The sequence below is a fragment of the Ralstonia sp. SET104 genome (genome assembly GCF_003851545.1).
Taxonomy (GTDB): Bacteria; Pseudomonadota; Gammaproteobacteria; order Burkholderiales; family Burkholderiaceae; genus Ralstonia.
The window spans coordinates 36,788-62,316 of record NZ_BHVX01000011.1 but is presented as its reverse complement, the minus strand read 5'-3'; the positions used below and the strand labels follow the sequence as shown (position 1 = coordinate 62,316).

The window sequence follows — 25,529 nt, the reverse complement described above, 5'->3', positions numbered from 1 at the left end:
ACAGGTGAGGAAACATTCATGAGAGCCCCGTTGGTGCCCAAGGGCATGCGCACGGCAATGCTAGCCGTTGCTGCAATGGTGGGTGCGCTGGCTGCCGGTCAGGCCGCCGCGGTGCCGCCCGCTGAAATCTACAAGCACGCCCAGCAGGAAAAGCCCGCGCTGATCGACACCATGAAGACCCTGGTCTCGATCGAATCGGGCAGCAAGGACATCGAAGGGCTGGACAAGATTGCCGGCGTGATTGCCGACCGCCTGCGCGGCATGGGCGGCGACGTCAAGCTCATCGACCCGAGCGACCACGCCTACCGCATGGCGGATACGCCCGAGAAGGTCGGCAAGATGGTGCTCGCGCGCTTCAAGGGCGAGGGCAAGCGCAACATCATGCTGATTGCGCACATGGATACCGTCTACCTGAAGGGCATGCTCGCGCAGCAGCCGTTCCGCATCGACGGGGACCGCGCCTATGGCCTGGGCATTGCCGACGACAAGAACGGCGTGGCGGTCATCCTGCACACAGTGTCGATCCTGCAGGCGGTCAACTTCAAGCAGTACGGCACGCTCACGGTGCTGATCAACGGTGACGAAGAGATCAGCTCGCCCGGCGCGCGCGCGATGCAGGCCAAGCTGGGCGCCGAGCAGGACGCCGTGTTCTCGTGCGAGGGCACGCGCGTGACGTCTGACAAGCTGTCGCTGGCCACCAGCGGCATCGGCGCGATCCTGCTGGAGGTGAAGGGCAAGGCCTCGCACGCGGGCGGCGCGCCGGAGCAGGGCCGCAATGCACTGTACGAGCTGTCGCACCAGGTGCTGCAGATGCGCGATCTGTCCAGGCCTGAAAGCGGCCTGAAGGTGAACTGGACGGTGGCGCAGGCGGGCACCAATCGCAACGTGATCCCGGCCGTGGCCAGTGCCCAGGCAGATGTGCGCCTGCTGCGCGCGGCCGATGCCGACAAGCTGGAAGAAACCGTCAACGAGCGCATCCGGAGCAAGCTGATTCCGGACACACAGGTGAGCGCCAGGTTCGAGCGCCGCCGCCCGCCGCTGGAAGCCACGCCCGCCTCGCGCGCGCTGGCTGAGCACGCCCAGAAGATCTACGGCGAACTCGGCAAGACGCTGGAGGTTGACGACAAGGCCGAAGGCGGCGGTACCGATGCCGCGTTTGCCGCATCGAAGACCAAGGCGCCTGTGATCGAACGCTTTGGCCTGGCGAGCTTTGGCGCGCACTCCAACGACGCCGAATACGTCGATCTGAACTCGATCGTGCCGCGCTTGTACCTGCTGACACGCATGGTGATGGACGTGTCGCGCGATCGCGCCGGTCTGGCCAAGTAACACGGCTGCAACGCGGCGCGTAAGGCTTACACGCGCCGCAGCAAATCGCCTCTGCGAAGCCACGGTTCAGTGGCTTCCTTCCCGTCGCTTCCGTCCCGTTGCTTTGCCCGGGTGCCGGGTATTGCGCTTGCTTTCCCCTGACGCATGTTCCCCGTTTCCGGCCGCGTGGCCGGTGGAGCGCGCGTCATGTCTGAACATTCCCCCGCAGCATCGAGTGACCCCGCCCATGAACCGGATGGATCGCCCGCGCGGCCCAGCCGCCGTGGTTTTCTGCAAAGCGCGGCGGCGGCAGCCTCGGCGTTTGCGCTGCCGCATGAGTCTGAATTGGCAGGTGCGCGCGCTTCCGGGCAGCCCCCGGCACGCCCGGCTGCGTTGGCGCCGGCGCGGCCGGTATCGCTCAATATCAACGGCAAGCCGTATGCGTTGTCTCTGGAGCCGCGTGTAACGCTGCTCGATGCATTGCGCGAAGTGCTGGGCCTGACCGGCACCAAGAAAGGCTGCGACCGCGGCCAGTGCGGCGCGTGCACCGTCCTCGTGAACGGCCGCCGCATCAACAGTTGCCTGACGCTGGCCATCATGCACGAGGGCGAGGCCGTCACCACCATAGAAGGGCTGGCGCGTGCGCATGACGGCACCATCGAACGGGCAGCGCTGCATCCGGTGCAGGCGGCCTTCCTTGAGCACGACGCGTTTCAATGCGGGTACTGCACGCCGGGGCAGATCTGTTCGGCGGTGGCGGTGCTGGAGGAGGCGCGGCACGGCATGCCGAGCACAGTCACGCCGCCTGCGGCGCTGGGCAATGATGGCCCGGTTGCGCTGACGGAAGAGGAAATCCGCGAGCGCATGAGTGGCAACCTCTGCCGCTGCGGCGCGTATCCCAACATCGTGGCGGCGATTCGCGTAGTGGCTGCCAAACCTGGCAACACTGTTTGAGGGGCCGCCATGCAATCGATTGCCTATGACCGTGCGTCTTCCGTCGAAGCGGCAGTGCGACTGGGCCGGGAGCCGGGCGCCCGCTATATCGGCGGCGGGACGAACCTGCTGGACTTGATGAAGGGCGGCGTCGAGCAGCCCCAGCGGCTGGTGGATGTGAGTCGCCTGCCGCTGGCGCAGATCCGTGCGTTGCCCGACGGCGGCCTGCGCCTGGGCGCGATGGCGCGCAATGCTGATACGGCGGCGCATTCGCTGGTGCGCTCACGCTATCCGCTGCTGACCGAGGCAATCGTGTCAGGCGCTTCGGGCCAACTGCGCAACATGGCCACCAACGGCGGCAATCTGCTGCAGCGCACGCGCTGTCACTACTTCTATGACACGGCATACCCGGCGTGCAACAAGCGGCAGCCCGGCTCCGGCTGTGCGGCGCGCGAAGGGTTCAACCGCATGCACGCCATCTTCGGCGCGAGCGAGGCCTGCGTGGCGACGCATCCGTCGGACATGGCCGTTGCGCTGGCGGCATTGGATGCCAGCGTGGTGGTGCACGGTGCACACGGCGAGCGGCGCATTCCCATTGAGACGTTTCACCGTCTGCCGCAAGCGCATCCTGAAATCGATACGACGCTTGGCCCCGGTGAATTGATCATCGCCATTGATCTGCCGCCGCCGGTGTTCGGCGCGCACGTGCACTACCTGAAGGTGCGCGACCGGGCGAGTTATGCGTTTGCGCTGGTGTCGGTGGCAGCGGCGCTGGCGTTGCAGACGGATGGGCGGACGATCCGCGAGGCGCGTATTGCGCTGGGCGGCGTGGCGCACAAGCCGTGGCGCGCGCATGCGGCCGAGCAGATGCTGGTGGGGCAGGTGCTCGACGCGCAGTTGTTTGCCCAGGCCGGTGCATTGGCCGTGCAGGGTGCGCAGCCGCTGCGCGACAACGGCTTCAAGGTGCCGCTTGCGCAGCGCGCGGTGGCACGGGCGCTGGGTGTGGCCGCGGATTTGAATGCGAATGCCACAGGAGGTGTGGCATGAGCAACGTTGGTCAACCGCTGGACCGTACCGACGGTCTGCTCAAGGTCACGGGCCAGGCGCGCTACTCAGCGGAATCTCAGGTGCCGCGCTTGGTGCATGCCGTGCTGGTGCAGAGCACCGTGCCTGCCGGACGCATCGGTCGTGTCGACACGCACGTCGCGCAGGCCATGCCCGGCGTGCTGCTGGTGATGACGCACGAGAACGCGCCGCGCCTGCCCAATGGCGGCAAGCCCGCGCTGGAGCCGCCGGCGGGCCGCGTACTGTCATTGCTGCAGGACGACCAAGTGCACTACAACGGCCAGCCCGTCGCGCTGGTGGTGGGCGATACGCTGGAACACGCGCAGGCCGCCGCGCGCATGGTGCGGCTGGAAGTCGTGCCGCAGCCGGCGAGGCTCGATTTCGAAACTGCCCGCGCTGATGCCCATTCGCCCGGCAAAGTCCAGACGCAATCGGCGGATACCACCCGCGGCGATATGGCGGCCGGCATGGCGCAGGCCGCGCGTCGCATCGAGGCCGTCTACGGCACGCCCATGGAAACGCACAATCCCATGGAGCCGCATGCCACCATCGCCGTATGGGACGGCGACGCGCTCACGCTGTACGACAGCACGCAATATGTCTCGGGCGTGCGGCGCACCGTCGCCAAGACGCTTGGCCTGTCGCCCGAGAAGTTGCGCGTGGTGTGCCCGTTCGTGGGTGGCGGGTTTGGCTGCAAGGGCTCGGTCTGGTCGCACGTGGTGCTGGCGGCGATGGCCGCGCGGCAGGTCGGGCAGCCCGTCAAGCTGGTGCTGGAACGCCCGCAGATGTTCGGCCCCGTCGGGGGCCGCCCGCGCACCGAGCAGCGCATCGCCTTGGGCGCCACCCGCGATGGCCGCTTTACCGCCATCTCGCACGACTCGCTGACCACCACGTCGATGATCGAAGACTGGACCGAGCCGTGCGCCATCGTCACGCGCATGCTCTACGACACGCCCAACCAGAAGACCACGCACCGGCTGGCGCGGCTCAACGTCGGCACACCGACTTTCCAGCGCGCCCCAGGTGAAGCCACCGGCACGTTCGCGCTGGAAGTGGCGCTTGATGAAATGGCCTGCGCGCTTGGTATCGACCCGGTGGAACTGCGCCTGCGCAACGACGCCGCGCAGGATCCTGAAAGACACATTCCGTGGTCGAGCAAATCCCTCGCTGCGTGCTACCGCGCCGGCGCCGAACGCTTTGGCTGGGGGCGCCGCAACCCGCAACCCGGCAGCATGCGCGAGGGCAACACGCGCGTCGGCTGGGGCATGGCCACCGCCACGTATCCGGCCAACCGTAGCGCGGCCGGCGCCACCGCGCGCTACTTGCCGGATGGCACCGCGCAGGTCGAGTCCGGCTCGCAGGATCTCGGCACCGGCACCTACACGGTGATGACGCAAGTGGCGGCGGACGCCATGGGCATGCCTGTTGACCGCGTGCGCTTCAGCCTGGGCGACACGCGCATGCCCGAAGCGCCGGTGTCGGGCGGCTCGCAGAGCGCGGCCAGCGTGTCGCCCGCCGTGCAGGCGGCCGGTGTGCAGGCGCGCGATGCGTTGATTGCCGCGGCCATTGCAGATGCGGGCTCACCGCTGCATGGGCAGGCTGCGGGTGACATTACCGTGGTTGATGGTTTCCTGAGCGGACGCAGCGGCGCGCGTGAACCCGTGGCGGCGGTTGTCGCGCGCCATGGTCGGCCCATTGAAGCGACCGCCAAAGTGCAGCCCGGCGATGAAAAGCAGAAGTTCTCGATGCACTCGTTCGGCGCGGTGTTTGCCGAGGTACATGTCGACGCAGATCTGGGCGTGATCCGCGTCTCGCGCATCGTGGCCAGCTATGGCGTGGGGCGGCTGCTCAACGCCAAGACCGGGCGCAGCCAGCTCATGGGCGGCATCGTCTGGGGCATGGGCATGGCGCTGTTTGAAGAGAGCCTGTTCGACCCGCGCTACGGTCGCATCGTCAACAACAACCTGGCGGAGTACCACGTGCCCGTCAACGCCGATGTGCCCGACATCGACATCCTCGTGCTCGACGAGGTGGACCCGCATATCAACCCGCTCGGCGCCAAGGGCATCGGAGAGATCGGCATCACCGGCGTGCCGGCGGCCATCGCCAACGCCGTCTATCACGCCACCGGCCGGCGCGTGCGCGAGTTGCCGATTACGCTCGACAAGCTCATCTGAGCGCGCATGAAAAAGCCCCGCGGGCGCATCACCAGCGGGGCCAGAATGGGCCAAGAGGCGGAAAACGGAGGATGCCTGGAGACCGGCCCGTAAGTGGTTGCCGATCAAGGCATCAATTGGGTACCGGATACCCGTAGACCGTGCCGCCACCTTCGCGGTTGCGGCCGGCCGGGTCACTGCGCATGCCATCCGAATACGGGTCGAAGCGACCGCTGCGCGCGCCCTCTGTATACGTGTCGAAACGTCCGGTGCGGGTACCGTCGCTATAGACGTCAAACCGTTCGGCCCGTGCGTCCTGGCCGAACACCTCCACGCGGCTGGACTGCGCCCAAGCGCTGCCCGCCGCGAGGGCCCCGACCGCCAGCATGGCGGCCAACCCCATTTGCCTGAGTCGCATGGCGAACTCCTTCTTCAACTGATTTTCGGTGCTGTTTTAGGCGTGGTCATTTGATGTCCTGCCACGGTCTACAGCCTAGGTCAGGCGGCATGCCGTATCCACGGTGGTGCGACGAACGGTTTGTTGTCGGCGCCGAAATGATGCGAGTCAGCGTGAATGGCGCCCAAAAACGCGCCAACGGCGTAACCCCCTACGGCGGCCCCCAACCTTTTTGTCTAATCAAGAGACCGGTTGAAAGGCGGCGGCCAGCCTTGGTGCACCACAGCAGGGCGCCATGCGCTGGCAAGCCTTGCAGCAAGCCGATTTGGTGCGATGCATTAAGAGCGATGCGCGCTTACCACACTTGGTAGAACGATTCCGTGAATTGCTTTGCCGCACATATAGGCTTTTGTTAAATTTGCGCGGCACTTCCGACACGGAAGTTAAGGAAACGGAGGAGCCCTACCTCATGCACACGGGGTCGGGCGGTTTGAGACAACTCTTTTATTACGAGCCCACATGAAAAAGTCTGCCATTCTGGTTGCAGTTGGCGCCCTGTTCGCAGGTTCTGCCTATGCCCAATCGAGCGTGACGCTGTACGGTATTGTCGATACCAGCATTCACTACATCAACAACGCGAACCAAGCTGGCAACAGCGTGACCCAGATGGAAAGCGGTGCTGTGTCGAACAGCCGCTGGGGCCTGAAGGGCTCGGAAGACCTGGGCGGCGGCAACAAGGCGCTGTTCGTGCTGGAAAGCGGCTTCAATTCCGACACGGGCCGCATGAGCAGCACCGGTACGCTGTTCAACCGTCAATCGTTCGTGGGCCTGTCCAACAAGGACCTGGGCACCATTACGCTGGGCCGTCAATACAACTTCGGCTTCACGACCGGCGGCAACTTCGACCCGCTGGGCGTGGGCAACTACGACGGCAACTCGTGGATGTACTACGGCCTGACCGGTCTGCGTGAATCCAACATGCTGAAGTACGAAGGCAAGTGGAACGGCCTGTCGGTCGGCCTGGCCTACGGCTTTGGCGAAGTGGCTGGCGCTCCAAGCCAGAACTCGTTCGTTGGCGGCACGGTGGCCTATGAATTCGGCCCGGCATATATCGGCGCCTTCGCACAGCAGCACAAAGACGTTGCTGGCAACAAGCAAACCGTGTGGGGTATCGGTGGTAACTACACCATCGCCGCTGCCAAGCTGTTCGCAGGCTACATCGACAGCAGCGACGCCACGGGTTGCGTGAACAGCTCGGCCAACTGCGTTGGCGGCAGCGCCTTCGGCCTGAACATCTACGGCAATGCCACGTCGGGCGCTGGCCTGACCCCGGGCGCCACGAAGCGTCGTGACCACGTCGGCATCCTGGGCGTGACGTACAACGTCACCCCGGCTCTGGCTCTGACGGGCGCGTTCTACTACGACAGCATCAATAACGCTGCGCTGACCGCCGGCAACGACGGCAAGCGCTACACCGGTGTGCTGCTGGCCGAGTACGCTCTGTCCAAGCGCACGCAAGTGTATGGCACGGTCGACTACAACAAGGTCAAGGACGCAGCTCTGCCGGAACTGTCGGGTGGCGGCAACGCAGCCGGCACTGGCAAGTCGAACCAGACCAGCGTTGGCGTGGGTATCCGCCACATCTTCTAATCGACGCTGTTACTCGATTGGGAATGGGAAAGGCGCCTTCGGGCGCCTTTTCTTTTGCCTGCGGTTTTTGCACGCGGTCCGGCGAGCTTGCCTGGGCATCCGCCTACAATGTCGACTCCCGTTTTCGACTCCCGGTTTCGCTCCCCCTGACATTGCGCCATGACTTCCGCACGTACTGCCCGTCGTCGCCTGATTGCTTCTGCCGCGCTGCTGTGCGCCGGCCTGCCGCTGTTTGCCGCTATACCTGCGCAGGCGCAGGATTATCCGGCCAAGCCGATCCGCATCATCGTCGCGTATCCGACCGGTGGCATTTCCGACAACGTGGCGCGTGCGCTGGGTGAAAAACTGTCGGCGCAACTTGGCCAGCCGGTGGTGGTGGAAAACCGCGCCGGTGCCGGGGGCAGCATCGGCATGGACGCCGTGGCCAAGGCGGCCCCCGATGGCTATACGCTCGGCTTCTCCTCGGTGAGCCCGCTCACGTTGAACCCGCATTTCGGCAAGCTGCCATACGACCCGCAGAAAGATATCGCGCCCGTGGCCAACGTCATGTATGCGCCAATGATCCTGCTGGGCACGCCGTCGTTCACGGGCAAGAGCTTTGCCGACATGCTGAGCCAGTCGCGCGCCAAGCCGGGTTCGATCCGCTGGTCGACCTCAGGCCCGGGTACGGTGGGGCATCTCGCGCTGGAACAGATCAAGACGCAGGCGCGCGTAGACATCACGCTGATCCCATACAAGGGCGGTGGCCAGCAACTGACGGATGCGCTGGGCGGCCAGGTGGAGGTCATGTCGACCAACGTCGGCCCGACCCTGATGCAACACATCACGAGCGGCAAGCTGCGCCCGCTGGCGGTGGGCGCGCCGCACCGGCTGGAGGCGCTGCCCAATGTGCCGACTTTTACCGAGCTGGGCTATGCCAAGGCCAACATGGCATCGACTTTTGGCGTGTTCGCGCCCGCCAGGACACCCGCGCCCGTGGTTACCCGACTGAACGCAGAGATCAACAAGGCGCTGGCTGCGCCTGATCTGCGCGAGCGCCTCATGCAGGCCGCCGTGGTGCCGGCCGGTGGCATACCCGCGCAGTTTGCTGCGGCCATCCGCGCGGAATACGACAGCAACAGCCGCATCGTGCGCGCTGCAGGTATCAACGAACAGTGAGCCTGCGCCTGAGCTGTTTCAAGCGGTAAAGCGGTACCCGACGCCGACTTCGGTCAGCAGGTGCTCGGGCCGCGCCGGGTCGCGCTCCAGCTTGTGGCGCAGATGGCCCATGTAGATGCGCAGATAGTGGCTGCTGTCGGAATGCGCGGGGCCCCAGACTTCGCGCAGCAGTTCGCGGTGCGTCATCACCGTGCCGCGCCGGCCGAGCAGCACGGCCAGCAACCGGTATTCGATTGGCGTGAGATGCAACGCCTCGCCGTTGCGGCTGACCAGGCGCCGCGCCAGGTCGACTTCCACCTCGCCAAAGCGGATGATGCTGCCGCCGTCTTCGCCGCGCTTGGCGTGTCGGCGCAGCAGCACGCGCAAGCGTGCAATCAACTCGCCAACGCCAAAGGGCTTGGTCAGGTAATCATCAGCGCCGGCATCAAGGGCGTCGATCTTGTCGCGCTCATCCACGCGGGCAGAGAGCACCAGCACCGGCACCTCCGTCCAGGTGCGCAGCTCGCGGATCAACCGCATGCCATCTCCATCAGGCAGGCCGAGATCAAGGATGACCGCATCAGGCTGGCGCGTTCCGGCCTCGATCAGGCCGCGTTCAACGCGGTCGGCTTCGTGGACTTCGCAGCCTTCTTCCTCCAACGCAGCGCGCACGAAGCGGCGGATGTGCGGCTCGTCGTCGATGACGAGGACGGTGGGCGTGAATGTGAACGGCATGGCACGCATTGTAGAGCGAGCGCCCATGAAAAACGGACCCCGAAGGGTCCGTTGCGTTGATGCTCAGTCGCTTAGGCTTTCTTGGCCCAGGCGCTGCACCAACCCTTGTTGGCGACATCCTTGCCGGCAAACAGCGGGCAGCCGCCTTGCGCTGCCGTACCGCCTTGGTACAGGGCGCAGTTGCCGCAGTGCTGATCCGGCGTGTGCTTCGGGAACTTGGCCTTGTCGGCCTTGGTGGTGTCAGCCACGTAGCCCAGTGCCTTGGCTTGCGGATCGGCTTCCGCCACCATCGGTGCAGCCAGGGCCAGGTCCGACATCGACATGACGGCGCCCGCGGCGGCCACGATCGGGATGCTCTTCAGGAATTGACGACGATTGGACATGCTGATTCCTTTTGTGGGAGTGTGTTGTGTGGCGTCCCGTGCTGCGCCCGTGCATTGCGCAGGCTTGCCCTATGGGACAGCGGACGGCGTCGGCGCGCCATTTTCCCGCTCGTGCATTCTGGCACAGCAATCGGCCGGCGGCATCTGCTCATGGTCAATGTTCCGCATACCTGAGTGCAGCAATCGCTTGCTTTCGTGGCCTTCCATCCACACAGGGCAATGCCGCGGGCGCACCGTGTGGTTGAAGGAGGCAGACATCAGCGCGAGCGTGGCCCCCCGAATGGCTGGTCAACCCGGTGGCAATTTGCCGCACGTGTGTAAATGCTTACGCCAGCAGACCTTGCAGCGCCTTTAAGAATGCGTCGCATTCATCGTCGGTGCCAACAGTGATGCGCAGATGCTGATCGATGCGCGGCAGCTTGAAGTGGCGCACAAAGATGGCCTGGTCTTTCAGGCGTGCCGCCAGCGTTGCTGCGTCGTGGGCCGGGTGTCGCGCGAAGACGAAGTTCGCCATTGACGGCACCACCTCGAACCCCAGCGACTGCAGTGATTGCGTCAACCGCGCGCGGCTCGCAACCACGCGCGCGCACGTGGCGCGAAAGTACGCGTCGTCTTCATAAGCCGCTTGGGCGGCGGCCTGCGCGAGACGGTCCAGCGGGTACGAATTGAAGCTGTCCTTCACGCGATTGAGCGCTTCGATGAGCGCCGCATGCCCGAACGCGAAGCCAACGCGCATGCCGGCCAGCGAACGCGACTTCGACGTCGTGTGCACAACGAGCAGGTTCGGGTAGCGCTCGATGAGCGCAATGGCGGAACTGGCGCCGAAATCCACATAGGCCTCGTCCACCACGACCACCGACGACGGGTTCGCAGCGACGATCCGTTCGATCTCCGCCAGCGGCAGCGCATGACCGGTCGGCGCGTTGGGGTTCGGGAACAGCACGCCGCCCGCATCGCCAAGATAGTCATCTGCGCGGATGGAGAAATCATCCGCCAGGGGCACCACTTCGCAGTGCACGCCGTACAGCCGCGCGTAGGTCGGATAGAAGCTGTACGAGATGTCAGGAAAGCGCAGCGGCTTGTCGTGCTTGAGCAGCGCCTGAAAGACATGCGCCAGCACTTCGTCTGAACCGTTGCCTGCGAAGACCTGCTCAGGCTTCAGGCCGACTTGGGCGGCCACCGTTTCGCGCAACCGGCGCGACAACGGATCTGGATAGCGGCGCAGGTTGTCGCCCGTGTCGCCCAGTTCCGCAGAGATTGCCGCCACCACGCGTGGTGACGGTGGGTACGGGTTCTCATTGGTGTTGAGCTTGATGGGCCGCGCGATGGCCGGTTGTTCGCCCGGCACGTAGGGCACAAGCTGCTGAACGATATCGCTCCAGTAACGGCTCATGGGTCGACTCCTGATGGGTGGCTATGTTTCAGCGTGCCCGCAGCGCGATCGACGAATCGAAAAATGCTGGAAGGACTGAATAGCGTTTGGAAACGGGCAAACCGGCATGTTGCGGCAGAAGCGCAGTTCTGGCGGGAAAAACTGTGGCGTTAGCTGCAATTTAGCTACAGTCGGTAGGGCAGGGAGAGGGGAAGGTACTGCGAAGCGTTGTCAGGCTTGGCGCGCCCGGCTGGGATCGAACCAGCAACCCCTGCCTTCGGAGGGCAGTACTCTATCCATTGAGCTACGGGCGCACATCGGCACAGAACGCACCGAAAGAGAAGCCCCGCAGGATAGCGCATTTGGGGTCAAGCGTCCATCGCGCGCCCGTGAACGCACCGGTACGAGGCGCGCTGGCGCAACGTTCCGTTGGGTTTTTGACGCAAGTCGAAAAGCGGCGCCTAGGGCTGTCCCGCGTGTCAAAGGCCTAAGCATTGCGGATATAATCGCGCGTTATTTGCCAGAAGAAAGACGGGGACAGGTCTGTTTGGGCCGACGCGGCAATTGAATTGCCACGGTCTTCCTGCCCTCATCACGATCCAATGCGGCCCCCACGCACTGCCGGCGATGCTCGTGACCTTGCCAGCGGCGCTCTGAGGGCTCCAAGAGCGGTTTCACCATCCTGAGAGTTGAGCATGAGCGACGCGCAACACGACGAACACGAGCCTCTGATCAAGACCCCCAAGCAGCTGATCATCGCGGTGATCGCCGCCTTTGTCGTTCCCATTCTCATCATCATCCTGCTGGCCAATTACGTTGGCCTGGGCGCCAAGGAAGGCGCTGGCGGCTCCGGCATGTCGGAAGAGGCCGTCAACGATCGCATCAAGCCTGTTGCGCGACTCGAGCTGAAAGACCCGAACGCGCCGCGCGTCTTCAAGACGGGCGAGCAGCTGTATAAGGAAGTCTGCGCGACCTGCCACGCGGCAGGTGTGGCCGGTGCGCCCAAGTTTGGCGATGCGGCAAGCTGGGGCCCGCGCCTGTCGCAAGGCCTGGATGGCCTGACGAAGGTGGCGCTGGCCGGCAAGGGCGGCATGCCCGCTCGCGGCGGCACGTCGCCGGATGACGTGAGCGACTACGAAATCGAACGCGCCATTGTCTACATGGCCAACTCCGGCGGCGGCAAGCTGCAGGAACCGGCCGCACCGGCTGGCGCTGCACCGGCCCCTGCTGCTGCGCCGGCTCCGGGCGCCGCGGCCCCCGCTGCTGCCGCCCCGGCAGCGCCGGCTGCTGCTGCGGCCCCGCAAGCCTCCGCAGGCGAAGTCGGCAAGAAGGTCTACGACTCGACCTGCCAGATGTGTCACGCCGCTGGCATGGCTGGCGCGCCGAAGTTTGGCGACAAGGCTGCTTGGGCTCCGCGTATTGCCGAAGGCAAGGCCAAGATGTACGACATTGCACTGCACGGCAAGGGTGCGATGCCGCCCAAGGGCACCTACTCCGGTTCTGACGACGATGTGAAGGCCGCCGTTGATTACATGGCCGCTGCCGCCAAGTAAGCGAAGCCGCGTTTTCGCGCATCCCTGAAGGCCCGCCCCGTGCGGGCCTTTTTGCTGCTTGCCGCGGCAGTGGCACGCGCGGCATGCCGTTTGCTATGACCATCTCTGATGTGCGGAGAACGATGCAACCATCCTGCATTGCTCCGCATACGTCTGTGCAACGAGGCAAACGGAGGTTGCAATGCGAACGGAACGAACGACGCTGATCTACTGGGTAGCTGCTGCGCTGGCAATCGGTGGCTCGACGGCCATGGCGGCCGACAACTGGGTCAAGCTCGCCCCGCTGGCCGACAACGGCGGCTCGCTCTATCTGGACAAAGACTCCATCGAGCACAACAAGGATGGCACCGTACGCGCCACGACGCGCGACGCCTATGACGCGCCGCGCAAGCTCTCAGACGGCAAGGCGTATCAGTACGACACGCGCACGTCCGTCTACGACTGCAAGGAGGGGCGCATCCTGCCGGTCAGCGCGCTGATCCAGGACGGGCAGCACGCCACGGTGCTCACCAAAAACGTCGACGGCCCCCGCTGGGAAGCCGTCGTGCCGCGCTCAGAGGGCGAGGCGATCCTGCACGCTGTCTGCCAGAAGTAATGCGCTGACGACGGCGTTACTGGAGGGCCGCTGCCGGCGCGAGGTCGACGCGCAGCGTGCCGTCTGCATCCATGTGCGTGGTGCCGCGCGCGGCGGCCTCGCGGTAGTGATACAGGTCGAAGCGCAGCGGCCCGCGCGTCGATGTATCGGTGACGAGCACGCGGCTGTTGGTCACCAGCACGTTGTACATCTTCAGGTCGCCGGATTGGATCCAGATGCGGCTGGCGGCGTCGGTTGGCGCGGGCGCGCACGTAGCGGGCGCGGGGCCGAAGCTGAGCACCAGCCCATCGGGCGTAACACGCGCCGTTTTCATCCGGCCGACCAGGCGCGGCGGCGGGAACACTGTGTATTGGTCCAGCACCATGTCATTGCCCTCCAGCTTGGCGCCGGTGCGATTGAGCGGCGCAAGCTGCGACAACTCCAGCCCCATCCCCTTGAGCAGCGCCAGCGTTTGAATGCCCATCACGCGGGCCTCGGTGGGCGTATAGACGAGATAACGCGATTCCTTGAGCGCCAATGTGCCGCGCATGCCGAACGGCAGCCACACGCCCGGAAAATGGTTGCGCAGCTTGAGCCCGCCCGATACGTCGAGCACGCCGTCGCCCGGCGTGAGCGACAGCGCATTGAGCGAGCGCGGGGAGTAATCCAGCAGATACCGATTGAACAGCGCGTCGAGCGAATCCTTTGGCACCGTCACTTCGCCGCCGAGGATGCGGATGTCGAACTGGCCGGGGTCGTCCATGTCGACAGGCTGCCCCGGCTTATGCGGCACGAGTTGCGCGGTGAGCTGGTGCACGTGAAAGCCGATGTTGCCGGTAATGCGGAAATCCACATCGCGCATCTGCACGACGGGCGGTGCGGTGCCCGAGTCGCGCGCAACGGCGGGGCCGCTGGCATTGGGTGCACCGGAAGACGGATCGCAGCGCTGCGCCCACTGCTGGCGCACGCTGGTCCACTCCTTGTGCTGGGCGCTGGCCATCGGGGGCTCTGCGGCGCGGGCGAGCGCGCTGGCCAGGAGGCCGGCCAAGCCGAGCGACACCAATGCCAGGCGCACCATCAAAGCAGCGAGAGCGAAGGCGGGGACGATCATGGCGCGGTCCTCTTGGCGAGTTGCAGGGCGGGCTTGGCCACGTTGTCCGCCGGCGTTGCTTTCGTGGCCCTGGCGGCGGAGAGCGTGTCAAACGACGGCATCAGCACGCGGATGCTCCCATCGGGCGAGAAGCGCAGTGACCCCGCCACAAGCTGATCCCGGTAGCGGTACAGGTTGAATACGAACGGCTTGGCCGGGTCTGCCACAACGATATCGATGCGCGCGTTCATCGGCATCGAGCGCAGGAAGCGGATATCGCCGCCGCGGAAGAGGATGTACGGGCGCTGCGCGTCAGCGGCGTTGGCCAGCGGCGGCATCTGCGGGTTGCCGTCACCGATCTGCATGCGCAGCCCATCGCGCGTGACGCGGATGGCGGAGAGCTTTAAATCCAGCGCGGGCGGCGGAAACAGCTTGGGCACCTGCATGACGATCTCGCTGCCGGTCAGTTGCACGGCGGGCGTGGAGACCGGAAGCAGATCGGCCAGCTCGATATGCGCGGCGCCCATCAGCGCACCGGCGTCTTGGCCGCGCACTTTGACGACATTGGGGCGGAACACGATGGTCTGCGGATCACGCAACACCAGCGGGCCGCGCAATTCGATCGGCACCCACGCGCCGCGCCGGTGCATCTCGGCGCGCATGTCGAGCGTGCCGTCGTCGAGCGAGAAGCTGAAGTTCCTTAATGGTGGCTGAGGTGAATCCCCGCCCGACCCGCGCGCAAAGACCACGGTATTGAACAGCGCGGCCATGCTCTGTGCCGTCACCCGCACCGATCCGCTCACCGGCTGCAGCGCGTAGGACGATACATCGTCGAGCCACACCGGGTCTCCCGGCGCACGCGGCACCATGCGCAGCGCGAGCTGATCGACCTGGAAGCCGACACCGCCGTCAAAGCGGAAATCGACATGCCGCAGATACGAGATCGCATCGGGCTGGCCGGAGTCGCGCAGCGTGGCGGGCCGCACTTCGCGCGTGGCGAGATTGCCGGCCTGGAACGGCGCGCGTGCCTGAGTGCGGGCGTCTTCCAACTGTTTGGCCTTCTCGGCTTCGATGCCGCCGTGTCCATCGCCGGCGGTGGCGCAGCTTTGCAGCAACAGCGCCGCCACCACGGCGCCCGCAGCCCGGAGCGCACTCTTGCCGAAATTGCGGTAATGCAAGGTCAGGTCCCACATCGACGGCCTCCTCGTCGTGAGCACCGGAAAGGCTCCGGCAACTGGCGCGTTGTTTTGCCGCGCTCGTGTAGAATTTTTTGCATGCCTGCCCGCAAACCAACCGGCGATGCCGGTCCGCCTGCTGCCCCACCCGCCCGCGAGTTCACCATCGATGAACTGGCGCGCGCGGCTGAAACCACTGTCCGCAACGTCCGCTCGTACCAGGACCGCGGCCTGATCGACCCGCCCGAGCGGCGCGGCCGCGTGGGGATCTACACGCAGGCGCATCTGGGACGGCTCAAGCTCATCAATCACCTGTTGGGGCGCGGCTACACGCTCGCCAACATCCAGGAACTGCTCAAGGCCATCGTCGAAGGCCATGACCTGCGCTCCATCCTCGGCCTCGAATCCGCCATTGCCAGCCCGTGGTCGGACGAGCCGCCCAAGCACTATTCGCTTCTGGCGCTGGCCAAGCTGTTCGGCAGGGCCATGTCGCGTCAGGCGCTGGCGCGGGCCATCTCGCTTGGCCTGCTTGAACCCGATGGCCTCGGCTATCTGGCGCGCAGCCCGAAGGCACTGCTGGCCGGGGCCCAGATGGCGAAGGCCGGCTTCCCGCTGATCGAAGTGCTCGACATCATCGAGCGTGCCCGGCCGCATACCCAGGCGCTGGCCGACGATCTCGTCTCCATGGTCGTGCGCGAACTCGACAAATACGGCAGCGACTTGCCGCCGGTCGAAGACGTGCCGCGTCTGGTCGACGTGATCTGGCGCATTCGTCCGCTGGCGCTGGTGGCGGTTGAAGCCGAGCTGATGCGTGCGCTCGAAACTGCCGCCAACAAATATCTGGGCGACCGTGTGGCGCAGGTCATCGAGCACCTGCACGAACCGCCGGGCAACGCGCCCAGGCCGGACAAAGGCTAGTGTCTCCGGCGCGCCCGTGCGTGGGGCGCGCCTTATGTATTTCTAGTTCCAGTTTGATCCCGTTGCAGTGGGTACCGCAGGTGTTTTGAATGCCTGTTCAAGAACCGGCTGCACCTGCCGCCGACAACTTGCGGCGGATCGACGGCGACGGCGCTTCGCCATTGGCGGCTGCGTAGGCTTCGATTTCCGAGATCAGCTTGGGCAAACGCTCCAGCGCCGCGCGGTTGTCCTCATCCCACGGGTGGAATGATGGCCGGAAGAAATCGAAGAACTCCGGAATGATCTTGCGCAGCGGCGCCGGGTAGATCCAAAGGTAGTGGAATGCCTTGCCCAGCCCCAGGAATTTGCGCTTGCAGGTGCGATCGGCAAAGATCAGCCGCATGTGCACGTAGAACACCATCGACCAGAACAGCACCGTGGTGGTCAGCATCACGGAGGTGCGCAGGATATAGCTGCGCAAGCCTGGCTTGGCGGCGAGATTCCATACGTCATAGCTGACCGCTTTGTGTTCAGTTTCTTCCATGGCGTGCCACATCCAGACCTGGCGATAGCCGGGTTGCGAATTGCGGCCCAGGCCGTCTTCATGGGCGAGCACCTGACCAGCCAGCATGGCGGTGTAGTGCTCCAGCGCCACCGTCACGGCCAACTGGTGCTTCTTGGGCGTGTACTTGCGCAGCACGTTCAGGAACTTGCCGACAAAGCGGTCGATGCGGGTGGCGGGCAGGCCGGCGCGGTCGAGCAGGTCGTTGTACAGCACGTGCTCACGCGTATGCATGGCTTCCTGGCCGATGAACCCTGCCACGGCCTGCTTGAGTTCGGGATCGGTCACCAGATGGCGGTAGTTGCGCACGCTGTCCATGAAGAAGCGCTCTCCGGTGGGGAAGAAGATCGACAGCGCGTTCAGGAAGTGGGTGACGTGCGTGCCTCGCTCGTGCCAGTTGCTGATGCGATCAGCCGGCAGGTGAGGATGCACGTCGCGGCGGACTGGCATCATGGGCGGTTCTCCAGATATGTGGTTTCTGCAAGACAGGGTGTGGCCAATTCGGCTGCACGCCCTTGATCGAGGAAGGCACAGAGGTCGGTCCCCACGCGCACGGGGTCTTCCTCCATTGGGATATGGCCGAGGGCCGGATACATGCGCAGCGTGGCGCCGGGGATGCGGCGGGCAAATTCACCAGCATGCGCGGGCGGGATCCACCGGTCGCGCTGGCCCCACAGAATGAGCGTCGGCACGCGGATGGCGGCCAGCCCGCTCGTATCAACATCGTCAAAATGGAACTTCGGCACCATCCTGCCGATGGCCTGGCGTGCACCGTCGGCGTAGAAGAAATCGGCGTAGCGGCGCAGCGTGGGTTCGGACACGCGTGACGGGTCGCCATACACATCGCGCGTAGCGGCGCGGATGATGCCCTCGGGCAGCATCCACGGCGAGGTCAGCCGCACACCAAGGTGGTTGAACAGATCGATATAGATCGGCAGCTTCATCGGAAAGCCGGCCGAATCAATCAGCACGAGCTTTTCCACCCGGCCAGGGTGCCGCACCGCAAAGTCCCACGACACCATGCCGCCGAGCGAATTGCCGATCAGCGTGAGCTGGGACAAACCGAGCGTGTCGACAAACGCGTCGATGAAGTCGCGGTACAGCGGCAGCGCCATCGTGCGCGGGCGGCCTTGCGCATCGCGCAGCGGGCCGGTGATGCCGAACGGCGGCAAGTCGAGCCGGATGACGCGATAGCGCCGCGTGAGCTGCGGCAGCACGCCGTCCCACGTGTGCAACGAAGCGCCAAAGCCGTGGATCAGCAGCAGCGTGCCCTCCGGGTTGGCGGCGCCCTCATCGGTGTAATGCACGCGCGTGCCCATCAGCGGCAGGTAGCGCGATTGCGGCTTGGCGTAACGGGCGATCAGCACGTCGCGCCCAACGCTGCGCAGGCCGATGCGGCCGGGGCGCAGCATGGCGCGTGCAACGTTCAACAGATTCGCGCGTGGGGGGCTGGCGAATTGTTCAAGTTCAACGGTGGTGGCCGTGTTCATTGGCGGCCTCTTATTTGGCGCGGGCGGTGGTCGGGGCGCTATCGCCTTGCACGTCGCGCAGCGCCTTCTTGCGCGTGCGGCGCGCCTCGCGCACGACCAGCGCCTGGTACGCGGCGGGCAGCACGCGGGCCATCACGTCAGCGGCGTGGGCGTCGGGGCCGATCAGCACGCGGCGCTTGTTTTTGCGCACGCCATCGAGGATCACGCTCGCGGCTTTCTCGGCCGTGGTGATGAAGAACTTCTCGAATTCGGCCTTGCCTTGCTGTTCGTCGCGCACCAGGAAGCCGTTCATGCTGGGTGACACGCGGCTTGACTTGGCGATGTTGGTCTTGATGCCGCCGGGGTGCACGCACGTGGCAGAGACACCGCAGTTCATCAGGTCCAGTTCCTGGCGCAGCGCCTCCGTGTAGCCGCGCACGGCGTACTTGCTGGCGTTGTAGGCGCCCATGCCAGGCTGCGCGAAGATGCCAAAGATGCTCGACGTGTTGACGATGTGCCCATCGCCACTCGCCTTGAGCAGCGGCAGGAACGCCTTGGTGCCGTGCACGACGCCCCAGAAGTTGATGTTCATGATCCAGGCCAGCTCGTCGTCGTCCATGCCTTCGATCGTGCTGGACAGGGCCACGCCCGCGTTGTTGAAGATCAGGTTGACCTTGCCGTGCGCGGCGGCGGCTTCTTCGGCCCAGCGGTGGACGGCGGCGCGGTCAGCCACGTCGACAGCGTGCGTGGTTACGCGGATGCGGTCGCCCGAATGTTCACCATTCAGTGCGCGCACCAGTTGCAGCGTCTGCGCAAGCGCGGCCTCGTTGCGATCGGCCAGCGCGAGGTGACAGCCCTCGCGTGCGAGCTGCAGTGCCAGCGTGCGGCCCATGCCCGATGCGGCACCAGTAATGGCGGCAACCTTGTTGTTGAATGACTTCATGACGTGGTCTCCTGATGGCCGGCGCGTCAGACGCGGTCGAGCGCTTCTTCGTTAGGGGTGTTCTGGGCAGTGGCTGGCACAGTGCGGGCAGGCACGCGCAGCGGCACCCCCTTGGGCACGGCCATCGGGCGCGTGCGGTAATCGGCCAAACGGAAATGTGCGGTCGCACGGCGGAACTGCCACGTGAATCCCGGCCACAGCGTGGTGTTCTTGCCGGTCTTCGGATCGAGATACCAGCTCACGCAGCCACCGGCCGACCAGATGGCGTTCGACAGCCGTTTCTGGATGCCGTCATTGAAGCGGCGCTGCACGTCGGGGCGCACGTCGATGGCCGCAACGTTGTGCGCGCGCATCGACTTGAGCGCATCGACGATGTACGCCACCTGCGACTCGATCATGAACACCATCGACGAGTGGCCGAGCCCCGTATTCGGGCCCACCACCATGAAGAAATTCGGGAATCCCGATACCGTGGTGCCCAGGTAGGCCTCGGCGCCGCGCTTGTCCCAGACATCGACGATGTCTGCGCCCTGGCTGCCGAGCAGCACGCCGCGCGGGAACGGATCGGTGGCGTGGAAGCCGGTGCCGAAGATCAGGCAATCGACCTCGCGCCGCGTGCCGTCGGCGGTGACGATGGCGTTGGGCTCCACACGCGCGATGCCGGTGGTGATCACGTCGACGTTCTCGCGCGTGAGCGCCGGGTAGTAATCGTTCGAGATCAGGATGCGCTTGCAGCCAATGGTGTAGTCGGGCGTGACCTTCTCGCGCAGCACCGGATCAGCGATGCGGCGCTTGATGTGGCCGCGCGCCATGCGCTCGACCGCTTTCATCAGCTTCGGGTGAATCACAAAGCCCAGCACGCGCGATTCAAGCATCCAGTAGATGCTGGTGCGCATGAGCTTTTGCGTGAACGGCAGGTGGCGGAACAGCCAGTGCTCCGCGCGTGACACCTTGCGGTCGGGTTTGGGCAGGATCCACGGCGGGGTGCGCTGGTACAGGTCAACGCGGCCGGCCTTGGGGGCGATCTGCGGGACGAACTGGATGGCCGACGCGCCCGTGCCGATCACGGCAACGCGCTTGCCACGCAGGTCGTAGTCGTGTTCCCACAACTGCGAGTGGAACGCCTTGCCCTGGAAGGTTTCGATGCCCGGAATGTTGGGCCACGCCGGACGGCTCAGGCCGCCCATGCCGGAGATGAGCGCGCGGGCGCGGTAGCGACGGCCGTCCGCCATGTCCAGGTTCCACACGCCGGCGGCTTCGTCAAAGGCTGCGCGTGCCAGTTCGTGGTTGAAGCGCACATGCGGGCGCACGCCAAATTTATCGGTGCAGCGCTCCAGGTACGCGCGGATTTCCGGCTGCGGCGAATACATGCGCGACCAGTCCGGATTGGGCGCGAACGAAAACGAATACAGATGCGATTGCACGTCGCACGCGCAACCGGGGTAATGGTTGTCGCGCCATGTGCCGCCCACCGAACCGGCTTTCTCGAAGACGAGAAAGTTGTCGATGCCGTGCTGCTTGAGCTGGATGGCCATGCCCAGGCCGGCAAAGCCCGTCCCGATGATGGCAACATCGATCAGGGCTGGGGCCTCGGCACTCGGGTGAGGGCGGGGGAAATCGGACCGTGCATTCACGTGGCGTCTCCGTGGGCACCACATGATGGGCGCCTCTTAATGTGACATTGATCGATGTCATCGTAGGAGGCGCCTCGGGGCGAGTCAATCGCCCGATTGGAACGGTTGATCTAGAAGCGGCGCATTCGCCGCTTGAAACGGATTTCCCTTATGAATCCGCAACTTGCGTGCGCTGCACAACGGATGGGGAGGGCGGCTTTATCGCTGTCAGTTGCTGTTTGATGTGAGCAAGGCGCCGTATTGCGTTGGCGCCCGCCGCTTGGAGTTCGGCGTCCGTCCCGTTGTGAATAGCGTGGCGGAAGGCCTTCACCATGGCGTCCACCGTCGGGTTGCGCAGCAGCGCGAGCGCACCGCCCGTGCGGTGTACCCATTTGCGCAACGCTGCGCGGTCGAGCGTTTCGAGCAGCGGGCGCAGCCGTTGGGCATCGTCGTCCAGGGAAGACAGGAAAACCTGCGCCAGGCTGATCGCGGCGGGGCCTGTTCCTAACGTGCCGCGCAGATCGTCGAGCGACAGGGCGATTGGTGCATCGCTTGACGCTTCGGCTGCCGGTGGTGCGTTGGTCCACAGCGTCGATAGCGCCTCCTGCAGCGTCGCCAGCGTGGTCGGCTTGAGCAGGCTCGCGTCCATGCCGACGGTGCGGCAGCGTGCGTGTTCTTCGGCCAGTGTCGTTGCCGTGATGGCGATGATGGGCAGACGCGGGCCGCCGGCATGCTCTTTCGTGCGGATGTGCCGGGCCAGGTCGAAGCCGTCCATGCGCGGCATGTGACAGTCGGTGAGCAGCGCGTCGAATCGGCCCTCGCGCAAGCGTTCGAGCGCAACGACGCCGTCTTCGGCCAGCGTTGCGCGGTAGCCCAGCAGCCGCAATTGCTTGGCGATCAGTTCGCGATTGATGGGGTGGTCTTCTGCCACCAGAATGTGTGCGCCCGGGGCTTCGCTGCCTGCGGCCGCCTGCACCGCACGGGTGGGCACGCTGGGTGGTGTCAGCCGCGCCGCTGGTGCCGGTTGTGGCAATGCGTGTTCGCAGGCTTGTACGAAGGCGTGCCAGCTCAACGGATTGATGCTCAGCGTCGCACCGCGTTCTGCGTAGCGCGCTTCACGTGTGATGCGGATGACGCCTTTGCCGGCCCGCGATGATGCGGTGACCAGGATGTCAGCATTGGCTGCAGGTGCGGCGTGCAGGCCCGCCGCCATCGCCAACTGCGTAAGAGTGCGCCGTTCGTCGGGGTTGTCGACGGCCATGGCAATGCTGCGTCCGGCCAGGCGCGGCAGCGCGTAGCGGGCATTGATGATGGGCAAGGCCAGCCGCAGTGTGACGGTGGTCCCGTAACCGAGCGTGCTCTCCATGACCAGCGAGCCGCCCATCAGGCCGGCAAGCTGGCGTGAGATCGCCAGCCCCAGGCCGGTACCGCCATAGCGGCGCGTGGTGGACCGCTCTGCCTGCACGAACGGCGCGAACAGCGTCGTCTGCACTTCGGGGGCGATGCCGATGCCGGTGTCGGTCACCTGAATGGCGACGTGGGCCACGTTACGCTTGATGGCAGTGCACTGCGCCCTCAGCGCTACGGTGCCGTTGTCCGTGAACTTGATCGCGTTAGAGAGCAGGTTGAAGAGGATCTGGCGCACGCGCACGCTGTCGACCGACACCGTGGCCGGCACGTCGGCCGCGACATCCACACGCACCGCCAGCGATTTTTCGTGCGCGCGGCTGGCGAGCAGACCGACCGTGCTGTCAAACAGCGCACGCAGATCAGTCTCCACCGGCGCGATATCGAGCCGGCCAGCCTCGATCTTGGCGTAGTCCAGGATGTCATCAAGGATCTGCAGCAGCGCGCGGCCCGAATCCTGCACCAGCGACACCATCTGCCTCTGCTCGCCTTCAAGCCTGGTCTGCTGCAGCAACTCGACCAGACCCAGCACGCCGTTCATGGGCGTGCGGATCTCGTGGCTCATCATGGCCAGGAAGCGGTCCTTTGCCTGCAGCGCCGATTCCGCCGCGTTCTTGGCGGCTTCCAGCGCATCGGCCTGTTCACGCTCGGTGGTGACGTCGCTCATGTAGCCGTTCCACACCGTATTGCCGTTCGACTCGCGGTGCGGCGTGGCGCGGGCATGCAGCCAGCGGATCGTGCCGTCTTCACCCACATGGCGGAATTGCACATCAAACGGAATCAGGTGCTGCGCAGAGGTGAGCGTCATCTCCTCCACGCGCTGGCGGTCGTCTTCATGCACAAGCTGCCCAGGCGTTGACAGATAGGTCAGCAAATCGTCGGGCTGCGCGCGCAGCGTCTCGTATGCCTTGCCGGCCACGTAGGTCATGCGGCCCTGCTGGTCGCCCGCAGGCAGTTCGAACTGATAGACCAGCGCCGGCAGCGATTCAGTCACCTCGCGCAGCCGGCGCTCCAGGCGTTCGGCGCGCGCTTGAGCCTCGCGGATCTCGCTGATATCGATCAGCGAGGCCACCGTGCCGGCCGGCTGGCCGTCAGGCAGATGGAACGGCTCGATCCAGTACAGCATCTGGCGCGACTGGCCGTCGGGCGTGACGATGGTGATCTCTTCGCGCGAGCTCTCATCCATTTCGATGGCACGGTGGTTGGTCTCGAACAGGTAGGCAGCGTTCTGCGCCGAATACAGCCCAAGCTGCTGCGGCGTGCGGCCCAACAGCGATTCGCGCGGACGGTCGAACATGTTGCAGAACGCGGCGTTGACGGCCAAGTAGCGGTGACCCGCGTCTTTGGCCACCAGCGGAAACGGGACCGACTCCATCAGCGCACGCTGAAAGCTCAGTTGCTGCGCCAGCGTTTGCTCGGCACGGCGGCGTTGACGGTTTTCACGCCGCAGTTGCAACTGTTTGATGAACAGCGCGACGACCGCGATCAAGACGAGTGCCGCAGCCGGCCCGAACTTGGCCACCACAGCAGAAGTTGACGGCCCCAACTGATAGCTTACCGACAGCCATTTGTTACGGATACTGGCCTGCTCGCCCTCGGGCATGGCAAACAGCGCGCGGTTGATCAGCGGAACCAACGCTCCATAGCGTGCAGACACTCCCACGCCGATGCTCTCGACAGTGTTGGCCGAGCCCGTCACCTTCAGCACCCCCGGAAAGTGATGGCGGATCAGGGCATCGGCTACGGGCAGGTTGGCGATAGTGAAGTCGGCCGCGCCGGCCGCCACCATCGACAGCGCATCATTGATGGATTCGGCCGACACGATGCGGATCTTGGGAACGTTTTGGTGCAGCAGGCTGGCGAGCGAATCGCTCATGGGAAGCGCAACCGTCTTGCCCGCCAGTTCGGACAGCGCGGCCACGCTCAACGCGTCGTTGCGGCCGACGACCACCATGGGTGTGGCATCGACAGGGTGGCTGAGCGAGAAGCCGGGCGGGCGCGCGTCCTGGTCGGACATACCGAGCAGGATGTCGATCTCCCCGGCGCGGGCCTTGGCGAGCGCCTCCGACCAGTCGTGCACCTGCACGCGCTCAAAGCGCAGGCCGAGCGTGCGGGCCAGAAAGTTCTGATACTCGGGCAGGATGCCCATCACCTCGCCACGCACCTCGTTGAAGGTGTAGGGCATGTAATCGGGGTCGGCCGCGTAGCGCAGCGGCGGCAACGACGCCAGCATCGCACGCTCACCTGCAGACAGCGGCAGCGCCACGGTGCGGGCGCTACCGTGGGTGATCCAGCGTGCGCGCAACTCGGCCAGCGTTGTGTCGGGCAACTGCGCGAGACGACGGTCGAGATGGCGAATGAGCGCAGCTTGTGCGCGCGGCGTGGCAAAGTGCAGCGCGTCGACCCGCTGGTTGACCAACTGCACGATCGACAACTGTCGGAAACGCGGTTGGGCCAGCAGCTCACGTGTTGTGTGGGTTACGCCCACATAGGTGTCTGCCGCGCCGCGCAGCACGGCATCGAGCGCATCACCCGCGGTAGGGGTGCTCACCATGTGCACGCCCGGATACTCGCGGGCCAGTTCCGCCTCCAGCGGCGAGCCTTGTTCCACTGCGACACGCGTGTCGGCCGAGAACGCGTTCTGCCGAACGCGATCGTTGTCGATGCGGGCCACCACGGCAGTGGCGCGTTCCAGATAGGGCGCAGAGTATTCCAGGCAACGGTCGTACTGCGAGCGCGGCACCACGCTCATGATGATGTCGACATCGCCGCTGCAGGCCGCCCTGAGCAGATCGTCGCGGCGCTCGAACACGCGCGGCACGACGCGCGTCTGATCGTGTGAGATCAACTGCATCAGCAGGTCGCCTGAGAAGCCGGTGAGCCGGTTGGCGGCCACGCCCTCGAGCGGCATCATCGCGTTGCCGATCACCCCCACCGTGAGCCGGGATGGCATCGGGCTCAGGCGCTGCGCAGCCTGAGCCGCGTCTTCCGCATGAACCTCGCGCGTGCCGCCCAGCCAGGCGAGCATGGCAACGCAGGCCAGAACGCCCGCGCCAATGCTGATGCGAAGCCGTGTCAGCGCAGAGCGTTTCATGCGCGCGGTCATGGCG

General features: G+C 65.4%; 20 protein-coding genes and 1 tRNA gene. 9 read left to right on the top strand and 12 right to left on the bottom strand.

The annotated features are described in order from the left end of the window. The first annotated feature begins 18 nt into the window (after nt 1-18). The 4 genes from PSUB009319_RS15100 to PSUB009319_RS15085 all read left to right on the top strand — a co-directional run bounded on the left by PSUB009319_RS15100 (nt 19) and on the right by PSUB009319_RS15085 (nt 5,483). Complete coding sequence (locus PSUB009319_RS15100; RefSeq protein ID WP_124383048.1) at nt 19-1,329, top strand: M20/M25/M40 family metallo-hydrolase; 1,311 nt, start codon at nt 19-21, stop codon at nt 1,327-1,329. Nucleotides 1,330-1,515: 186 nt separating this feature from the next. Further along, the gene (locus tag PSUB009319_RS15095) at nt 1,516-2,262 is read left to right on the top strand and encodes a (2Fe-2S)-binding protein (protein WP_124383047.1); all 747 of its coding nucleotides are present in this window, start codon (nt 1,516-1,518) and stop codon (nt 2,260-2,262) included. 9 nt (nt 2,263-2,271) lie between these two features. Continuing rightward, nucleotides 2,272-3,288 (top strand): xanthine dehydrogenase family protein subunit M, encoded by a 1,017-nt coding sequence (locus PSUB009319_RS15090; protein ID WP_124383046.1) that lies wholly within the window; start codon nt 2,272-2,274, stop codon nt 3,286-3,288. Continuing rightward, nucleotides 3,285-5,483 carry a xanthine dehydrogenase family protein molybdopterin-binding subunit gene (locus tag PSUB009319_RS15085; protein ID WP_124383045.1) on the top strand — a complete coding sequence of 733 codons (2,199 nt, stop codon included), beginning with the start codon at nt 3,285-3,287 and terminating at the stop codon, nt 5,481-5,483. The genes PSUB009319_RS15090 and PSUB009319_RS15085 overlap by 4 nt, the downstream gene beginning before the upstream one ends. 112 nt (nt 5,484-5,595) lie before the next feature. Here the strand turns inward: PSUB009319_RS15085 and PSUB009319_RS15080 are convergent, their stop codons facing one another. Continuing rightward, complete coding sequence (locus PSUB009319_RS15080; protein ID WP_124383044.1) at nt 5,596-5,880, bottom strand: hypothetical protein; 285 nt, start codon at nt 5,878-5,880, stop codon at nt 5,596-5,598. Between the two features lie 498 nt (nt 5,881-6,378). Between PSUB009319_RS15080 and PSUB009319_RS15075 the strand changes: the two genes are divergently transcribed. Together PSUB009319_RS15075 and PSUB009319_RS15070 are read left to right on the top strand one after the other, a co-directional pair. Next, complete coding sequence (locus PSUB009319_RS15075; protein ID WP_124383043.1) at nt 6,379-7,509, top strand: porin; 1,131 nt, start codon at nt 6,379-6,381, stop codon at nt 7,507-7,509. A 159-nt stretch (nt 7,510-7,668) separates the two neighbouring features. Beyond that, a complete protein-coding gene (locus tag PSUB009319_RS15070) occupies nt 7,669-8,667 on the top strand; it encodes a tripartite tricarboxylate transporter substrate binding protein (protein ID WP_124383042.1) in 999 nt (332 codons plus the stop codon). A gap of 18 nt (nt 8,668-8,685) precedes the next feature. Here the strand turns inward: PSUB009319_RS15070 and kdpE are convergent, their stop codons facing one another. From kdpE to PSUB009319_RS15050, 4 genes are all read right to left on the bottom strand, one after another. Beyond that, nucleotides 8,686-9,390 (bottom strand): two-component system response regulator KdpE, encoded by a 705-nt coding sequence (kdpE, locus tag PSUB009319_RS15065; RefSeq protein ID WP_124383041.1) that lies wholly within the window; start codon nt 9,388-9,390, stop codon nt 8,686-8,688. Nucleotides 9,391-9,452: 62 nt separating this feature from the next. Further along, nucleotides 9,453-9,764 carry a high-potential iron-sulfur protein gene (locus tag PSUB009319_RS15060; protein WP_124383040.1) on the bottom strand — a complete coding sequence of 104 codons (312 nt, stop codon included), beginning with the start codon at nt 9,762-9,764 and terminating at the stop codon, nt 9,453-9,455. Between the two features lie 325 nt (nt 9,765-10,089). Then, on the bottom strand, nt 10,090-11,157 hold the full coding sequence (hisC, locus tag PSUB009319_RS15055) for a histidinol-phosphate transaminase (RefSeq protein ID WP_124383039.1): 1,068 nt from the start codon (nt 11,155-11,157) through the stop codon (nt 10,090-10,092). 217 nt (nt 11,158-11,374) lie between these two features. Continuing rightward, nucleotides 11,375-11,450 (bottom strand) — tRNA-Arg (locus tag PSUB009319_RS15050). Nucleotides 11,451-11,831: 381 nt separating this feature from the next. Here PSUB009319_RS15050 and PSUB009319_RS15045 point away from each other — a divergent pair. Together PSUB009319_RS15045 and PSUB009319_RS15040 are read left to right on the top strand one after the other, a co-directional pair. Next, a complete protein-coding gene (locus PSUB009319_RS15045; RefSeq protein ID WP_124383038.1) occupies nt 11,832-12,689 on the top strand; it encodes a cytochrome c5 family protein in 858 nt (285 codons plus the stop codon). A gap of 181 nt (nt 12,690-12,870) precedes the next feature. Continuing rightward, complete coding sequence (locus PSUB009319_RS15040) at nt 12,871-13,284, top strand: surface-adhesin E family protein (RefSeq protein ID WP_124383037.1); 414 nt, start codon at nt 12,871-12,873, stop codon at nt 13,282-13,284. 16 nt (nt 13,285-13,300) lie between these two features. Here the strand turns inward: PSUB009319_RS15040 and PSUB009319_RS15035 are convergent, their stop codons facing one another. Together PSUB009319_RS15035 and PSUB009319_RS15030 are read right to left on the bottom strand one after the other, a co-directional pair. Further along, a complete protein-coding gene (locus PSUB009319_RS15035; protein WP_124383036.1) occupies nt 13,301-14,374 on the bottom strand; it encodes an LmeA family phospholipid-binding protein in 1,074 nt (357 codons plus the stop codon). Next, complete coding sequence (locus PSUB009319_RS15030) at nt 14,371-15,546, bottom strand: hypothetical protein (protein WP_124383035.1); 1,176 nt, start codon at nt 15,544-15,546, stop codon at nt 14,371-14,373. The genes PSUB009319_RS15035 and PSUB009319_RS15030 overlap by 4 nt, the downstream gene beginning before the upstream one ends. 81 nt (nt 15,547-15,627) lie before the next feature. Between PSUB009319_RS15030 and PSUB009319_RS15025 the strand changes: the two genes are divergently transcribed. Beyond that, nucleotides 15,628-16,446 (top strand): MerR family transcriptional regulator, encoded by an 819-nt coding sequence (locus tag PSUB009319_RS15025; RefSeq protein ID WP_124383034.1) that lies wholly within the window; start codon nt 15,628-15,630, stop codon nt 16,444-16,446. A gap of 97 nt (nt 16,447-16,543) precedes the next feature. Here the strand turns inward: PSUB009319_RS15025 and PSUB009319_RS15020 are convergent, their stop codons facing one another. From PSUB009319_RS15020 to PSUB009319_RS15000, 5 genes are all read right to left on the bottom strand, one after another. Then, a complete protein-coding gene (locus tag PSUB009319_RS15020) occupies nt 16,544-17,440 on the bottom strand; it encodes a metal-dependent hydrolase (protein ID WP_124383033.1) in 897 nt (298 codons plus the stop codon). Next, complete coding sequence (locus tag PSUB009319_RS15015; protein WP_124383032.1) at nt 17,437-18,477, bottom strand: alpha/beta fold hydrolase; 1,041 nt, start codon at nt 18,475-18,477, stop codon at nt 17,437-17,439. Before PSUB009319_RS15015 ends, PSUB009319_RS15020 begins: the two co-directional genes overlap by 4 nt. A gap of 10 nt (nt 18,478-18,487) precedes the next feature. Then, the gene (locus PSUB009319_RS15010) at nt 18,488-19,399 is read right to left on the bottom strand and encodes an SDR family oxidoreductase (protein WP_124383031.1); all 912 of its coding nucleotides are present in this window, start codon (nt 19,397-19,399) and stop codon (nt 18,488-18,490) included. 26 nt (nt 19,400-19,425) lie between these two features. Further along, complete coding sequence (locus PSUB009319_RS15005) at nt 19,426-21,033, bottom strand: NAD(P)/FAD-dependent oxidoreductase (protein ID WP_185453479.1); 1,608 nt, start codon at nt 21,031-21,033, stop codon at nt 19,426-19,428. A 148-nt stretch (nt 21,034-21,181) separates the two neighbouring features. Beyond that, nucleotides 21,182-25,513, bottom strand: a complete 4,332-nt coding sequence (locus PSUB009319_RS15000) for an ATP-binding protein (protein ID WP_124383029.1) — start codon at nt 25,511-25,513, stop codon at nt 21,182-21,184. Nucleotides 25,514-25,529 lie beyond the last annotated feature (16 nt).